Source organism: Winogradskyella sp., from assembly GCF_965656915.1.
Taxonomy (GTDB): domain Bacteria; phylum Bacteroidota; class Bacteroidia; order Flavobacteriales; family Flavobacteriaceae; genus Winogradskyella.
Genome location: NZ_CBFHMI010000031.1, coordinates 1 through 15,182 on the forward strand (window position 1 = coordinate 1; position 15,182 = coordinate 15,182).

General features: G+C 34.0%; 13 protein-coding genes. 8 read left to right on the top strand and 5 right to left on the bottom strand.

Annotation, left to right across the window (positions count from 1 at the left end):
• A partial coding sequence (locus tag ACTG3Y_RS08845; RefSeq protein ID WP_439152564.1) for a formate--tetrahydrofolate ligase occupies positions 1 to 964 on the bottom strand: 964 nt, incomplete at its 3' end.
• A gap of 144 nt (positions 965 to 1,108) precedes the next feature.
• On the opposite strand from ACTG3Y_RS08845, the gene era reads away from it, so the two are divergent.
• On the top strand, positions 1,109 to 1,990 hold the full coding sequence (gene era, locus ACTG3Y_RS08850; protein ID WP_439152565.1) for a GTPase Era: 882 nt from the start codon (positions 1,109 to 1,111) through the stop codon (positions 1,988 to 1,990).
• Positions 1,991 to 1,994: 4 nt separating this feature from the next.
• Here era and ACTG3Y_RS08855 read toward each other — a convergent pair whose 3' ends face one another.
• Positions 1,995 to 2,513, bottom strand: coding sequence for a GTP-binding protein (locus ACTG3Y_RS08855; protein ID WP_439152566.1), 519 nt, complete (start codon positions 2,511 to 2,513; stop codon positions 1,995 to 1,997).
• A gap of 179 nt (positions 2,514 to 2,692) precedes the next feature.
• On the opposite strand from ACTG3Y_RS08855, the gene der reads away from it, so the two are divergent.
• From der to ACTG3Y_RS08870, 3 genes are all read left to right on the top strand, one after another.
• Entirely contained in the window at positions 2,693 to 3,997 is a 1,305-nt protein-coding gene (der, locus tag ACTG3Y_RS08860; protein ID WP_439152567.1) for a ribosome biogenesis GTPase Der, read from the top strand.
• Positions 3,998 to 4,067: 70 nt separating this feature from the next.
• On the top strand, positions 4,068 to 6,449 hold the full coding sequence (locus ACTG3Y_RS08865; protein ID WP_439152568.1) for a T9SS type B sorting domain-containing protein: 2,382 nt from the start codon (positions 4,068 to 4,070) through the stop codon (positions 6,447 to 6,449).
• Positions 6,450 to 6,490: 41 nt separating this feature from the next.
• Positions 6,491 to 9,097: a T9SS type B sorting domain-containing protein gene (locus ACTG3Y_RS08870; RefSeq protein WP_439152569.1), complete on the top strand. Its 2,607-nt coding sequence runs from the start codon at positions 6,491 to 6,493 to the stop codon at positions 9,095 to 9,097.
• Between the two features lie 35 nt (positions 9,098 to 9,132).
• Here the strand turns inward: ACTG3Y_RS08870 and ACTG3Y_RS08875 are convergent, their stop codons facing one another.
• From ACTG3Y_RS08875 to ACTG3Y_RS08885, 3 genes are all read right to left on the bottom strand, one after another.
• Positions 9,133 to 9,276: a hypothetical protein gene (locus ACTG3Y_RS08875; RefSeq protein ID WP_439152570.1), complete on the bottom strand. Its 144-nt coding sequence runs from the start codon at positions 9,274 to 9,276 to the stop codon at positions 9,133 to 9,135.
• A 123-nt stretch (positions 9,277 to 9,399) separates the two neighbouring features.
• Complete coding sequence (locus ACTG3Y_RS08880) at positions 9,400 to 9,729, bottom strand: MerR family transcriptional regulator (RefSeq protein ID WP_439152571.1); 330 nt, start codon at positions 9,727 to 9,729, stop codon at positions 9,400 to 9,402.
• A 1-nt stretch (position 9,730) separates the two neighbouring features.
• Complete coding sequence (locus ACTG3Y_RS08885; protein WP_439152572.1) at positions 9,731 to 10,702, bottom strand: M23 family metallopeptidase; 972 nt, start codon at positions 10,700 to 10,702, stop codon at positions 9,731 to 9,733.
• A gap of 131 nt (positions 10,703 to 10,833) precedes the next feature.
• On the opposite strand from ACTG3Y_RS08885, the gene alaS reads away from it, so the two are divergent.
• The 4 genes from alaS (at position 10,834) to ACTG3Y_RS08905 (ending at position 15,099) form a co-directional block, all read left to right on the top strand.
• The gene (gene alaS, locus ACTG3Y_RS08890; RefSeq protein ID WP_439152573.1) at positions 10,834 to 13,449 is read left to right on the top strand and encodes an alanine--tRNA ligase; all 2,616 of its coding nucleotides are present in this window, start codon (positions 10,834 to 10,836) and stop codon (positions 13,447 to 13,449) included.
• Positions 13,450 to 13,788, top strand: coding sequence for a hypothetical protein (locus tag ACTG3Y_RS08895; protein WP_439152574.1), 339 nt, complete (start codon positions 13,450 to 13,452; stop codon positions 13,786 to 13,788).
• The gene (locus ACTG3Y_RS08900; RefSeq protein ID WP_439152575.1) at positions 13,785 to 14,735 is read left to right on the top strand and encodes a GSCFA domain-containing protein; all 951 of its coding nucleotides are present in this window, start codon (positions 13,785 to 13,787) and stop codon (positions 14,733 to 14,735) included. The genes ACTG3Y_RS08895 and ACTG3Y_RS08900 overlap by 4 nt, the downstream gene beginning before the upstream one ends.
• 118 nt (positions 14,736 to 14,853) lie before the next feature.
• Positions 14,854 to 15,099: a hypothetical protein gene (locus ACTG3Y_RS08905; protein ID WP_439152576.1), complete on the top strand. Its 246-nt coding sequence runs from the start codon at positions 14,854 to 14,856 to the stop codon at positions 15,097 to 15,099.
• Positions 15,100 to 15,182 lie beyond the last annotated feature (83 nt).

The following is a 15,182-nucleotide window of genomic DNA, read 5'->3' on the forward strand; positions in this document are numbered from 1 at the left end:
TTGGCGATATATTGGCACTTTGGCATTTTATATCAAAAAATTTTTCCGCACCTAAATCAAAACCAAAACCTGCTTCTGTTACAGTATAACCTGAATAGGTCATACCCATTAATGTTCCAATAACGGAGTTAGTACCTTGGGCAATATTAGCAAACGGGCCACCATGTATTATTGCAGGATTACCATCTATAGTTTGTACCAAATTGGGTTTTATAGTATGTTTTAATAATGTGGCCATTGCACCTGCGACTTTTAAATCGCGAGCATAAATCGGTTTCTTTTTAAATGTATAGCCAATAAAAATGTTGCCAAGACGCTTCTTTAAATCACTTAAATCTTTTGCTATACAGAGAATTGCCATAATTTCAGATGCAGCAGTAATATCAAAACCCGTTTCTCTTGGAATACCAGAGGTTGTTCCTCCCAAGCCAACAATAATTCGTCTTAAGGCTCTATCGTTCATATCTATCACACGTTTCCATGTAATAGTTCTTGGGTCTAAGCCTAAAGAATTGGTTTTGCTTTGAATATTATTGTCAATAATTGCAGAAAGCAGGTTGTGTGCTTTTTCAATTCCAGAAAAATCACCAGTAAAATGTAAATTAATATCTTCTAATGGTAATACTTGCGAATAGCCACCACCTGTTGCTCCACCTTTGATACCAAAAACAGGACCTAAAGATGGTTCTCTCAGAACAACTGTTGTTTTTTTATTGAGTTTATTTAATGATTCAGATAAACCAATGGAAATTGTTGTTTTTCCTTCTCCTGCTGGAGTTGGAGAAATTGCCGAAACCAAGATAAGATTGCTTTTTTTAGCTTTATTTCTATTGATGCAAGACAGTGGGATTTTAGCTTTATCCTTGCCATACATCTCAATGATATCTGGGTCAATTCCAAACTTTTTTGCAATTTCTGATATGGGTTTTAGTTTTACCTTTTTGGCTATCTGAAGATCGGTCATAATTTTATCGTTGTAAATTAGTGTCTCCCAAATTTATAGCATTCTATTTCTTTAAAGGGTGATTTTTGTCATGTTAAAAGTGTATCCTGTATTTTTAAGATATTAAGAACTATAAAGATTGTAACTTTGTAGAAAATAAATTTAATGCACAAAGCCGGATTTGTAAATATTATTGGTAATCCAAATGTTGGGAAATCAACGCTAATGAATGCTTTTATTGGTGAAAAATTATCGATAATAACATCAAAAGCACAAACCACAAGACATCGAATTCTTGGAATTGTTAACGGAGAGGATTTTCAAGTGATTTTAAGTGATACACCTGGAATTATTAAGCCTACATATGAGTTACAAGAATCTATGATGGATTTTGTAAAATCTGCTTTTGAGGATGCCGATGTGTTAGTTTACATGGTTGAAATTGGTGAGAAAGAGTTGAAGGATGAAGCTTTTTTTAAAAAAATAACAAATTCTAAAATACCCGTATTATTATTATTAAATAAGATTGACAAATCCAACCAGGAACAGATGGAGGAGCAATCAGAATTATGGCAAAGCAAAGTGCCAAATGCCGAGTTTTTCCCAATTTCTGCAACTGAAGGATTCAATGTGCAAAATGTATTTAATAGAATTATTGAGTTATTACCTGAGTCTCCACCGTTTTATCCTAAAGATCAATTAACAGATAAGCCAGAACGTTTTTTTGTAAATGAAGCAATTAGAGAGAAAATTCTATTGCATTACAAAAAAGAAATTCCTTACGCTGTAGAAGTAGATACCGAAGAGTTTTTTGAAGAAGAGGATATTATACGAATGCGTTCAGTCATTATGGTAGAACGAGAAACACAAAAAGGTATCATCATTGGTCATAAAGGATCTGCAATTAAACGCGTTGGTGTAGAGGCAAGGAAAGATTTAGAAAAGTTTTTCGGAAAACAAGTGCATCTAGAACTTTACGTAAAAGTGAATAAGAATTGGCGAAGTAACCAGAATCAGCTCAGACGTTTTGGTTATCATCAAAAATAAACTATTACAGAGCGTGTATATCTTTACTGCGTAAGGTATCGCGCATAAAATGATGTAACTCGTGCATTTGTTCCATTCCTGCTTTTTTACCCAATCGTCCACTAAAATATAAGGCAAACCAAATCACAATCATAAAAAGGGTCACAAATAATTGTACAGCATAGTTGCTGTCTAGTGACCAGTTGACATAAGCCCAAATGGCAAAGCCAATAAAAAAACCAGCAACGGCAAAATGGAAAAACATAAACATAGTCCATACTGTTGGATTAGGACCAAATAAGCCATAGATGGTACTTTTATTTTTTTCATCATAGTCTTCATTTATTTCTATATGTAATTGAGGTGACCAGAAGTGTTGCTTTTGTTTAGGTATTTTAATAAAAACGTGGTCATCAACTCTAGTCACAACAAATTCAGTCTGTTGTTTACTTTTGTCTTCAAAAAGCATAAGCAAACTTTCATTATTCTGGTTGACATCAAATTTAAATCGAGGTCGTAGTACTATGTCATTAGGAAGTTCCATAATTAATGCTAACTGATTTCAATTTACATATTTTCTTAGTGAAACTCAAAACTTAACAGTAAAATACGTTAAGAAGAGTAGCTAAATGAATCCTATTGCTAAAGCAAGATCTTATTCAGTATTAAATACTACCTTTGCAATCGCTTACAGGATATGTAATGCAGATTAAATTAAATTCTATGGGAAATATAGTTGCTGTTGTTGGAAGACCTAATGTTGGAAAATCGACATTCTTTAATCGTCTAATTCAAAGACGAGAAGCCATTGTTGATGCTGTTAGTGGTGTAACAAGAGATCGTCATTATGGTAAAACAGATTGGAACGGAAGAGAGTTTTCTCTAATTGATACAGGAGGCTATGTGGTCGGAAGCGACGATGTATTTGAAGCTGAAATAGATAAACAGGTAGAACTTGCCATTGACGAAGCCGATGCCATAATATTTATGGTAGATGTTGAAACGGGTGTAACAGGTATGGATGAAGATGTTGCCAATCTTTTACGTAAAGTCGATAAACCAGTTTTCTTAGTCGTAAATAAGGTTGATAATAATAAACGTGCTGAAGATGCAGTTGAGTTTTATTCCTTAGGTTTAGGAAATTATTTCACCATTGCGAGTATAAATGGAAGCGGTACAGGTGATCTGCTAGATGCTGTGGTTGAAGCTCTGCCAGAGAAAGAAGAAGTGGAAGAGGAGCAACTTCCTCGATTTGCTGTTGTTGGTAGGCCAAATGCTGGAAAATCATCTTTTATAAATGCTTTAATCGGTGAAGAACGGTACATTGTTACTGATATTGCTGGTACCACGAGAGACTCCATTGATACTAAATATAATCGTTTTGGTTTTGAATTTAATTTGGTGGATACAGCAGGTATTCGTCGAAAATCCAAAGTTAAAGAAGACTTAGAATTCTACTCTGTAATGCGAAGTGTTAGGGCTATTGAGCATAGTGATGTATGTTTATTAGTATTAGATGCTACGCGTGGCTTTGATGGTCAGGTTCAAAATATATTTTGGTTAGCAGAACGCAATAGAAAAGGTATCGTAATTCTAGTTAATAAATGGGATTTAGTGGATAAGGATACCAAAACAGCTAAAGAGTTTGAAAAGCATATTCGAAAAGAAATTGAGCCATTTACTGATGTTCCTATTGTATTTATTTCTGTATTAAATAAGCAACGTATTTTTAAAGCTATTGAAACGGCTGTTGAGGTTTATAAAAATAGAACCAAACGAATAAAAACTAGTGTTCTTAATGACACCTTATTACCAATTATAGAAAACTATCCACCACCAGCATATAAAGGTAAATTTGTTAAGATTAAGTATATAATGCAACTACCTACTCCGCAACCGCAGTTTGCATTTTTCTGTAATTTACCGCAATATGTAAAAGAGCCTTATAAACGATTTTTAGAAAATCAATTAAGAGATCATTTTGATTTTACAGGTGTTCCTGTCAGTGTTTATATGCGAAAAAAGTAGTATTTTTAATCTTGCTATGTTAAGGTTAAAACTATATTTAGTCTCCATTTTTTGCACCCTATTTTTTACCATGAGTTATGCTCAAGGCACTCCGCAAATTGTAGTAACTGGCAATCAAATTTACTGCGGTAGTTCTGTAATGTCAATTGTAACGGAAATTACGATATCTTCAGGTGTAGGTACTCTAAATGAGGCAAACATCCAAATATCGCAAGGCTATACTTCTGGACAAGACGTTTTAATCTTAACAGGAACACATCCAAATATAACATCATCATGGTCGGTTAATGAAGGTATTTTAACCTTATCAGGTTCCGCAACTTATGCGGAATATGAAAGTGCAATAGCTCAGGTGATTTTTCAGACCACCCAAACAAATTTTACGGAAGATAAGGTGTTTTCGATAAATTTAGGTAATGCTAATTTCCTGCCTTCAACAGGACATTATTATTTCTATGTTGAAGACTCAGGCATTTCTTGGTCAGAGGCAAAAGCTGAAGCAGAGGCACAATCTTATTTTGGATTGCAAGGCTATTTAGCGACTATAACAACTGAGGAGGAAGCTCAATTGACTGGTGAGCAAAGTGCTGGTACTGGTTGGATTGGTGGCTCTGACCAATCAAATGAAGGTACATGGATTTGGGAAACTGGTCCTGAAGCTGGACAGGTGTTTTGGAATGGACTCTCAGGAGGAAGCTCACCAAATGGTATGTATGCGTTTTGGAATACGGGTGAACCAAACAACTGCTGTGGAGGGGAAGATTATGCGCATATAACGGATCCAAGTATTGGAATTTTAGGCTCATGGAATGATTTACCGGTCGCTGGAGATGGAGATCCTAATAGCCCTTACCATCCGCAAGGTTATATAGTTGAGTTTGGTGGAATGCCAAATGATCCAGATGTTAATGTGTCTGCATTTACAACTATCATTACGCCAAAACTTAATATTGTTACCGAGTCTTTATGTGTACAAGGTGTAGCTCATGTTGAGATAGCATCAAATACTGATGAAGTCTTGTGGTATGAAACACCGTCTTCAACAGAAGTAATTAATACAGGTTTGTCCTATGAAACCTTTTTAGAAGGTACAACAACATTTTGGTTATCAGCTAATTTTTCTGGCTGTACAGGTGGTCCAAGAATCCCTGTAACTGTAACTGTTTATGAGGCGCCAGTTGCCAATGAAATACTAATTTCACAATGCGATGATGATGTTAGTGATGGATTTTCAGTATTTAATGTGACAAACTATATCGATGATATCGTGCAGGGCAATACAGACGAAACTTTGGAAGTCTTAGAAGTAGAATTCTACCTAGAAGAAGAATTGGTAAACAGTATTAATGTGTCTAATTATCAAAATATTACTAATCCTCAGGTTATATATGCTAAGGTTTATAATCCATTGACAAATTGCGAATCGGTGGCAGATATTGAGTTACAGGTAAATTCGAGTTTACCAATCAATATAACTTTAGAATCTTGTGATGACTTCGTGGTGGATGGGTTCACATTTTTTGATTTGACAGAAGCAAATTATCAATTGCTTAACGACACTCCTGTAAATTCTGCGATAACTTATTTTGAATCTTATAATGATGCACTTTTACAGGTGAATGAGTTAGACAATAATTATTTTAATGCGACGCCTTATAGTCAAATCATTTATGCTAGAGTTGATAATAACAATAGTTGTTTTGCTATTAATGAAATTACATTAATTGTTAAGGATATTCCTAATCTAACTGATTATGAAGAAGTCTATTACTGCTTAAATAGTTTTCCAGATACAATTACATTAGATGGTGGTATTATTGATGATATTCCAAATAATTACGCTTACGATTGGTCGACAGGAGAGACCACAATAAATATTGAGGTTAACCAAATAGGAACCTATACTGTTTTTGTGACCAGACCAGCTGGGTGTACCAACAGACGGACAATTGTTGTTTTACCATCTAGCACAGCAGTAATTGAGACTATTGAAGTTGAAGATGCATCAGAGAATAATGTAGTTACAGTTTTAGTCTCTGGCGATGGTGAATATGTCTATGCACTAGATGATGAAAATGGGCCTTATCAAGAATCTAACATATTTCAATCCGTTTCACCTGGCATACATACTGTTTACATAAAGGATATTAAGAACAATTGTGGTACTATTTTTGATAAAATTGCAGTTATAGGATTTCCTAAATTTTTTACACCTAACGGTGATTCAAATAATGAGACCTGGCAGATAAAAGGATTTTCATCTCAAATACCAGTAACGTATAAAGTGAAAATTTTTAATAGATATGGGAAATTAATTTCTGTTTTAAATGCTGATAACCCTAGTTGGGATGGAACATTAAATGGAAATCTATTACCAACAGATGATTATTGGTTTGTTGCAACACTAATAGACGGAAGAGAGTTTAAAGGCCATTTTACTTTAAAACGATAGGATTAAATTATTGTAAAGCATTTTATTAAATTAAAATTGTATTGAAAAAAGTTACCTTTTTAATATTACTTGTACTACCGATTTGCCTATTAGCTCAAGGTGAAGCTAATTTTTGGTATTTTGGTTTAAATGCTGGTTTAGATTTTAATAATGGCGCCCCAGAAGTTTTATCTAATGGTCAGCTGGCCACTTTTGAAGGCTGCGCAACTATGGCATCTGCGGATGGTGATTTGTTGTTTTATACAGATGGTGTTACAGTGTATAACAGAAATCATGAGGTTATGCAGAATGGAAATGGACTTTCTGGTAATTTTTCCAGCACCCATTCTGCAATAATATTTCCAGATCCAGGTGATTCTAATCAGTACTATATTTTTACCATAGATTCAGATGGAGGACCAAACGGACTTCAATATTCTGTGGTTGACATTTCTGCGGATAACGGATTAGGAGCCCTAACATCCATAAAAAATGAATTTTTAATTGGTCCAACCAACGAAAGTCTCACAGCAATTGAGAATCAGAATGATAATGGCTTTTGGGTGGTCGCACATAAATACAATAGCGATGAATTTATCGCTTATGAGGTAACAGCAACAGGTGTAAATCCTAATCCTGTTGTGTCCGCAATCGGAACAGTAACGGGAGTATCTAATATTATTGGTCAGATTAAAATTTCTCCAAGAGGTAATAGAATAGCTATTGCGCGTACTGGAGAAGTACAAATCTTTGATTTTGATAATGCCACGGGTCTTTTGTCTAATGTTATTACAATTGACAAAAATGTAAATTTCTATGGCGTAGAATTTTCACAGGATGGTAATTTATTATACACTTCATTTTTTGATGGTGGCTTATTAACTAATGGAGGTGTCTATCAATTTAGTTTACTAGCCGAGGAAGAAGCCGATATCAGAGCATCTCAAGTGACTTTAGCATTTGCTGCAAATACAGGATTTGGTGCCATGCAATTAGCACCAGACGGTAGAATATATGTTGCTAAAATATCAACACCTTATTTAGATGCGATTAACAATCCGACAATTAGAGGACCAGGCGCAGGCTATATTCCCGAAGCTATATTCCTTGAGGAAGGACAGACAGTTTTTGGATTACCTACATTTATCCCATCGTACTTTAGATTAGGTATTGAGGCAGAAAATATTTGTGATGGGCAAGTCACTCAGTTTTACTCTAATATAGAAGAAGAATACGACTCTGTTTTTTGGGATTTTGGTGATGGTACTACATCAACTGAAGTAGATCCACAACATACCTTTAGTGGTCCTGGTGAATTTGACGTTTCTCTAACCATTACTTTAGGTGCAGAAAGCGCTACAAATACAAAACGAGTAATTATTTACAGCCCTCCAATTCCTAATCCGACAACCATTGTACAATGTGAAGGTGAAAACGGTAATGGGCTATCTACTTTTAATCTCAATAATTTTACGGATAATATTTTGGTCAATATCGATCCTGAAATGCGTGCGTTTACCACAGTTCGATTTTTTGAAGATTCAGCATTAATAAATAGTATAAATGCTGAATCCTATGATAATATTAGTAATCCACAGATTATTTATGCTGATGTGTTTAATGCCATATCGGGTTGTACAGCTATTGCTGAAGTGAATCTACAAGTTAATCCTGGATTGCTAAATGACATTACTTTATCAGAGTGTGTTGAGAACAGTTTCAATGGATTCACAACATTTAGTTTGTCTGGTGCTAGAAGTGAGTTATTGAGTACTGTGCCTGCTAATGCAACGCTGACATTCTATGAAACATATGCTAATGCTTTGGCGGAAATTGAAGAAATCACAGGAGAATTTGCGAATACAGTACCTTACACGCAATCTATTTATGCCAGAGTAAATACCAGCACGGGTTGTTATGGAATTAACGAGGTAAAACTAGTAGTTAACGACATACCAGATGTAGTGACTTATGAAGAATTTTATTATTGTCTGAATGATTTTCCTGAGACCATCACTTTAGGAAATGGTATTCTAAGTGATAATCCTAATAATTATTTATATAACTGGTCTACAGGTGAGACCACAGCACAAATTGAAGTTAATGTTCCTGGAATATATACCGTTATTGTTTCAACAGACCAAGGTTGTGAGATTGAACGAACTGTTGAGGTTTTGTCATCTAATATTGCAACGATAGAAGATATCGAAGTCAATGATATGTCTAGCGTTAATTCTATTACAGTTTTAGTTGAAGGTGAAGGCACTTATGTCTATGCATTAAACGACAGTAATGGGTTTTATCAATCCTCTAACGTTTTTCAGAATGTAAATCCTGGAATTTATTCGGTTTACATTAAAGATATTAAAAACAATTGCGGCATTGTCTCAGATAACGTTTCTGTTCTCGGTTATCCAAAATTCTTTACACCGAATGGAGATAATAAGAATGATACATGGGAGATAAAAGGGTTTTCAACTGAGTTTCCAATTACTTCAGAAGTAAAAATATATAATAGATTTGGAAAACTACTTGTAGTTTTGAACAACAATAATCCAAGATGGGATGGTACTTTTAATGGAAAATTACTACAAACGGATGATTATTGGTTTGTTGCAGAACTTATTGATGGTAGAATTATAAAAGGTCATTTTACATTAAAGCGTTAAATTCGTTGCCAATTCAATTAGTAGTCTTTTATTTTCTACCAACTACCAGAGGCGCCTCCACCTCCAAAACCTTCGCCACCGAAGCCACTACCAAATCCGCCTGAAGACCCTCTATAGCTAACGTACCCCGAATTACTTAAAATAATAGCTTCAAGAAGACTTTGGCCTGTTGAGTTCATTGTTCTCCAATTTTTTCTTCTCCGACAATAACACTATTGTAAAATCCTTTTCCTTTAAAATATAATCCTGCAGCAATAATTGCAATAATTATCCACGGTAGAAATTTCTTCATTATGATAAGTTTAAAGTTGTGTTTTTATTTTGTTGAGCTGCGCTTTAATGCTTTCAAGTTTGGCAATAATTTCAAACTTTTCTAAGGATTGCTTTTTTTCTTCTTTAAGATGTGTTTTTGCACCTTCAAGCGTAAAACCACGTTCTTTTACCAAATGGTATATAAATTTGAGATTTTTTATGTCCTCTGGAGTAAATTTACGATTACCCTTTGCATTTTTTTTTGGTTTTATAACATCAAATTCTTTTTCCCAAAAACGAATAAGCGAAGCATTTACTTTAAATGCCTTGGCAACTTCACCTATACCGTAATAACGTTTTTCTGGTAAATCTATGTGCATTTTAATCGAGGGATTGATTTTCTAAAGATGCTTTCTCTAGTAATTTACTATATTCTTCAGCCGATAAATTTCCGTAATAGAAATTAATAGGATTAATACGATTTCCGTCTTTAAATATCTCATAATGTAAGTGCGGAGCTTCTGATCGCCCTGTGCTACCCACAAAACCAATTAAATCACCACGTTTTACACGTTGATTTACTCTAACATTATATTTATAAAGGTGTGCATATAATGACACATAACCAAAACCATGATCAATTCTTATATGCTTACCATAACCCGTCGAACTATTGTCTGCTCTTTTTACAATACCATCTCCAGATGCATATACTGGCGTTCCTCTAGGTGCTGTAAAATCCATACCAAAGTGAAACTTTCTGACCTTAGTAAAGGGATCAGTCCTAAAGCCATAACCAGAGGCCATACGTGTTAAATCTATATTATTAACCGGTTGAATTGCGGGTATAGCCGATAAAAATTTCTCTTTGTCTTCTGCGAGCTTCGCAATTTCATCTAAAGATTTGGACTGCACTACAATTGCTTTTTCTAATATATCTAAGCGTTTGTTACTTTCTGATATTAATTGAGAATTATCAAAACCTTCGTACTTTTTATAACGGTTAATTCCGCCAAATCCAGCTCTGCGCTGTTCTTCTGGTATTGGATTTGCTTCAAAATAAAGTCTATAAATCGCATTGTCTCTTTCTTCTACATTTTCAAGAGCAGCAATGGCATCATCCATTCGTTTATTCAATAATTCATATTGTAATTGCATATTTTGCAATTCCCTCGTCATTTGACGTTCTTTGGGTGATTCAATATATTGACTAGCGATAAAAACAAACAAAAAGCCAAAAATAGCAGCTGCCACTAAAAATACTGCAGCATACTTTAATGTCGTCCTTTTTCTACGCTTTATTTTGCGGTAAGAAAGCGTTTCGGAATCATAATAATATTTTACCTTACCCATGTTTTAATTTATGCTATTTTTGCAGCTAATAAGCCCACGAAGTAAGCTTCTTTTGTTAGCATAACGACCAAAGATAAAAAATTGTTTTGCATTTGTGGTAATTAAATAGAAACAAGCTATAATTTCAATTTATGAAGTCTCAAGAAATTCGTACTAAGTTTTTAAATTTCTTTGAAGGAAAGCAACACCTCATAGTTCCTTCTGCGCCAATGGTTTTAAAAGACGACCCTACTTTGATGTTTGTTAACTCCGGTATGGCTCCGTTTAAAGAATATTTCTTAGGTAATGCAGATCCCAAAAAAAATAGAATTGCAGATACGCAAAAATGTTTACGTGTTTCTGGTAAGCATAACGATTTAGAAGAAGTTGGTTATGATACCTATCATCATACACTTTTTGAGATGCTAGGTAACTGGAGTTTTGGAGATTACTTTAAGAAAGAAGCTATTGCTTGGGCGTGGGAATTACTCACAGAGGTTTACGGTATTGATAAAGATATTTTATACGTAACTGTTTTTGAAGGAAGTGATGATGCGGATAATTTAAAAATAGATCAGGAAGCCTATGACTTATGGAAAGAATTTATTCCAGAAGATCGTATCTTAATGGGAAATAAGAAGGATAATTTCTGGGAAATGGGAGACCAAGGTCCTTGTGGCCCTTGTAGTGAAATACATGTAGATATACGCTCAGCAGAAGAAAAAGCTAAAGTAGATGGTAAATCTTTAGTCAATATGGATCATCCACAGGTTGTAGAAATCTGGAATTTAGTCTTTATGCAATACAATCGTAAAGCGAATGGTTCTTTAGAGAACTTACCAAACAAGCATATAGATACAGGTATGGGATTTGAGCGACTCTGTATGGTTCTACAGGGAGTGCAATCTAATTATGATACTGATGTTTTTACACCAGTCATTAGAGAAATTGAAACCATAACAGATAAGGATTATGGTAAGAATGAAAAAATTGATGTGGCCATCCGTGTTATCTCAGATCACGTCAGAGCAGTGGCTTTTTCCATTGCAGATGGTCAGTTACCAAGTAATACAGGTGCTGGTTATGTAATACGTAGAATTTTGAGACGTGCAGTGCGCTATGGATTTACATTCTTAGACAAAAAGGAACCATTTATTTTTCGCTTAGTTGATATATTAAGTAAAAAGATGGGTTCTGCATTTCCGGAATTAAAAGCTCAGAAACAACTTATTGAGAATGTGATTAAAGAGGAAGAAACGTCGTTTTTAAGAACATTAGAACAAGGATTGGTATTATTAAACAGAATTGTTGAAGAAACCAAAGGTAATATAGTTTCTGGTGAAAAAGCGTTTGAGTTGTATGATACTTATGGGTTTCCAATTGATTTGACAGCCTTAATTCTATCGGAAAGAGACTTAAAATTAGACGAGAAAGGTTTTGAAGAACATCTTGAAAAACAAAAAAGCAGATCTAGAGCTGCAAGTGAAATGTCTACTGATGATTGGACCGTTTTAATTGATGATGCAGAGCAGGAGTTTGTAGGTTATGATACTTTAGAAACCAATGTGAAAATCACAAGATATAGAAAAGTAACCTCTAAGAAAGATGGTGAAATGTATCAGTTGGTTTTTAATTTAACACCTTTTTATCCAGAAGGTGGTGGACAAGTTGGTGATAAAGGCTACTTGCAAGATGTTCATGGCGATACAGTTTATATTGTAGATACTAAAAAAGAGAATAACGTTATTATTCACTTTACTAAGAACTTACCTGAACATTTAAATGAAACATTTAAAGCTGTCGTTGATGCTAAACAGCGTTACAGAACAGAGTGTAATCATACAGCCACGCATTTATTGCACCAGGCTTTGAGAGAAGTATTAGGGACGCATGTAGAACAAAAAGGATCTGCAGTACACTCTAAATATTTACGTTTTGATTTTTCGCATTTTGCTAAACTTACAGTGGAAGAATTAAGAGATGTCGAAAACTTTGTAAATGCACGTATTGAAGGGAAATTACCTTTAGAAGAACATCGAAGTGTACCAAAAGAACAAGCCATTGCTGAAGGTGCAATGTCTTTATTTGGCGAGAAATATGGTGATGCCGTACGTACGATTAGATTTGGAAAATCTATAGAATTATGTGGAGGAACACATGTTAAAAATACAGCAGATATTTGGCATTTTAAAATTGTTTCTGAGGGTGCTGTTGCTGCTGGTATAAGAAGAATAGAAGCCATTACTAATGATGCTGTAAAGGACTTTTATTTTGAAAATAACCGTGCCTATTTTGAAATGCGAGACTTACTCAATAATACCAAAGATCCGGTAAAAGCACTACAAAATTTACAGGCAGAAAATGTAGACTTAAAAAGGCAAATAGAACAACTGCTTAAGGATAAAGCTAAAAACATAAAGGGCGAGTTAAAGAATGAGTTAAGCGAAATTAATGGTATTCAATTCTTAGCAAAGCAACTAGATTTAGATGCAGGTGGCATAAAAGACGTTTGTTTTGAGTTAGGTAGCCAGTTTGACAATTTATTCCTGTTATTTGGTGCGGAAAATAATGGTAAGGCTATATTGTCTTGCTACATTTCAAAAGAATTAGTGGCTAGTAAAGATTTAAATGCTGGCAGTATTGTAAGAGAGCTTGGTAAATTTATTCAAGGTGGAGGTGGAGGACAACCTTTCTTTGCTACTGCGGGAGGGAAAAATCCCTCAGGAATTAATGACGCCTTAAGTGCTGCAAAATCTTATATCCAGTAGATGAGTTCTTGGATTTCTTTTGATGACGGAAAAACGATTGGTACAAAAGGTTCTGAAAATGGACTGATTATTAGTGATGAAGAGCATTTAAATGGAGCAAGAATTACTTTAGAAGAGAAAGCTTTTGATGCTCCATATGCAATTACTTTTGGAATTTATGGTGTTCTCTTTCATACCAATTTCTTGGATAATTTAGAAAAGTCAAAAGCAAAATACAATTTGTTAAAGAAAAAGATTGAATCAATCATTGAGCATTTATCTATTGAAGAAAAAGAAAGAAAAGATAATTGGGAAATTCTGTTTAATGATATGACAGACCATCTTATAGTTAAAAAATGAATCTTCAAACCAAAATAAAACTACAACCACAGAAGTTTAATCAGATAGATTATAACTCTAAGGTATTGCTTTTAGGATCTTGTTTTTCTGAAAATATTGGCAAAAAGTTTGATTATTTTAAACTTCAGTCTTCTACAAACCCATTCGGAATATTATTTCACCCTTTGGCTATTGAAAATCTTATAGTAAGAGCAATAAATAAAGATTATTATATAGCGGAAGAACTTCATTTTGTAAATGAGCAGTGGTGTTGTTTAGATGCACACTCGCGATTAAACGAAGTTTCTAAAGACGATTTGTTTTCAGAATTAAATACCCAATTAGATCACACAAATAAAAAGCTGCATAAAGCGTCTCATCTAGTTATCACATTAGGAACTGCTTGGGTTTACAGATATATTGAAACGGATAAAATTGTGGCTAACTGTCATAAAATTCCACAGAAAAAATTTTTAAAACAACTTTTATCAGTAGATGACATTACTCAGTCTTTAGAAGCAATTATTACTCTGGTAAGAAGCGTCAATCCAAAGGTCAATTTTTTATTTACCATATCTCCGGTAAGACATTTAAAAGATGGTTTTGTAGAAAATAACAGAAGTAAATCGCATTTACTTAGCTCCATACACCAAATTGTTGATTCAAAAAATCAAATTGATTACTTTCCTTCATATGAAATACTAATGGATGAGTTAAGAGATTATCGTTTTTATAAAACTGATATGGTTCATCCAAATCAACAAGCAATTGATTATATTTGGAATAAATTCAGCTCAGTTTGGTTAACTGAAGAGGCGCTATCTACTTTAAATCTTGTTGCAGGTATTCAAGCCAAAAGAGCACATAAACCCTTTAATCCAAATTCTAAAGCCCATCAGGAATTTTTGACAAAACTTCAATCAGAAATTGATGATTTACACGGGAAATACCCACATATTTTGTTTTAAAATAAACCTAAAATACTTATAAACAAATACTTATAAAAATATACGCAATTCATCGTATGTTTTGTCTTTGTCTTATTGTTCAAATTTGTACCAGTATTAATCAATAAATAATTCAACAATGAGAAAATTAAATCAAATTATGTTACTTATAATGACGGTTTCATTAGTAACATTCAGTTCATGTTCAAAAGACGATGATGGTGGAGATGGTGGTAACGCACCTTCAGGAGTATTACAAGCTAAAGTAGATGGTTCTAACTACCAATCTATGGAAATTTCATCTTCAGCAACTGTTGCAAATGCAGGAAATTTATATTATAAACCTAATGATAAAACGATATACGCCTATAACCTTAACCAATAAATCTTGTTGTTGAGATTTTGTTCGATTAGGCGTAGTTAATTTTCAATTACGCTTAATCTTTTTAATTGTCGTTTCATCGAAAA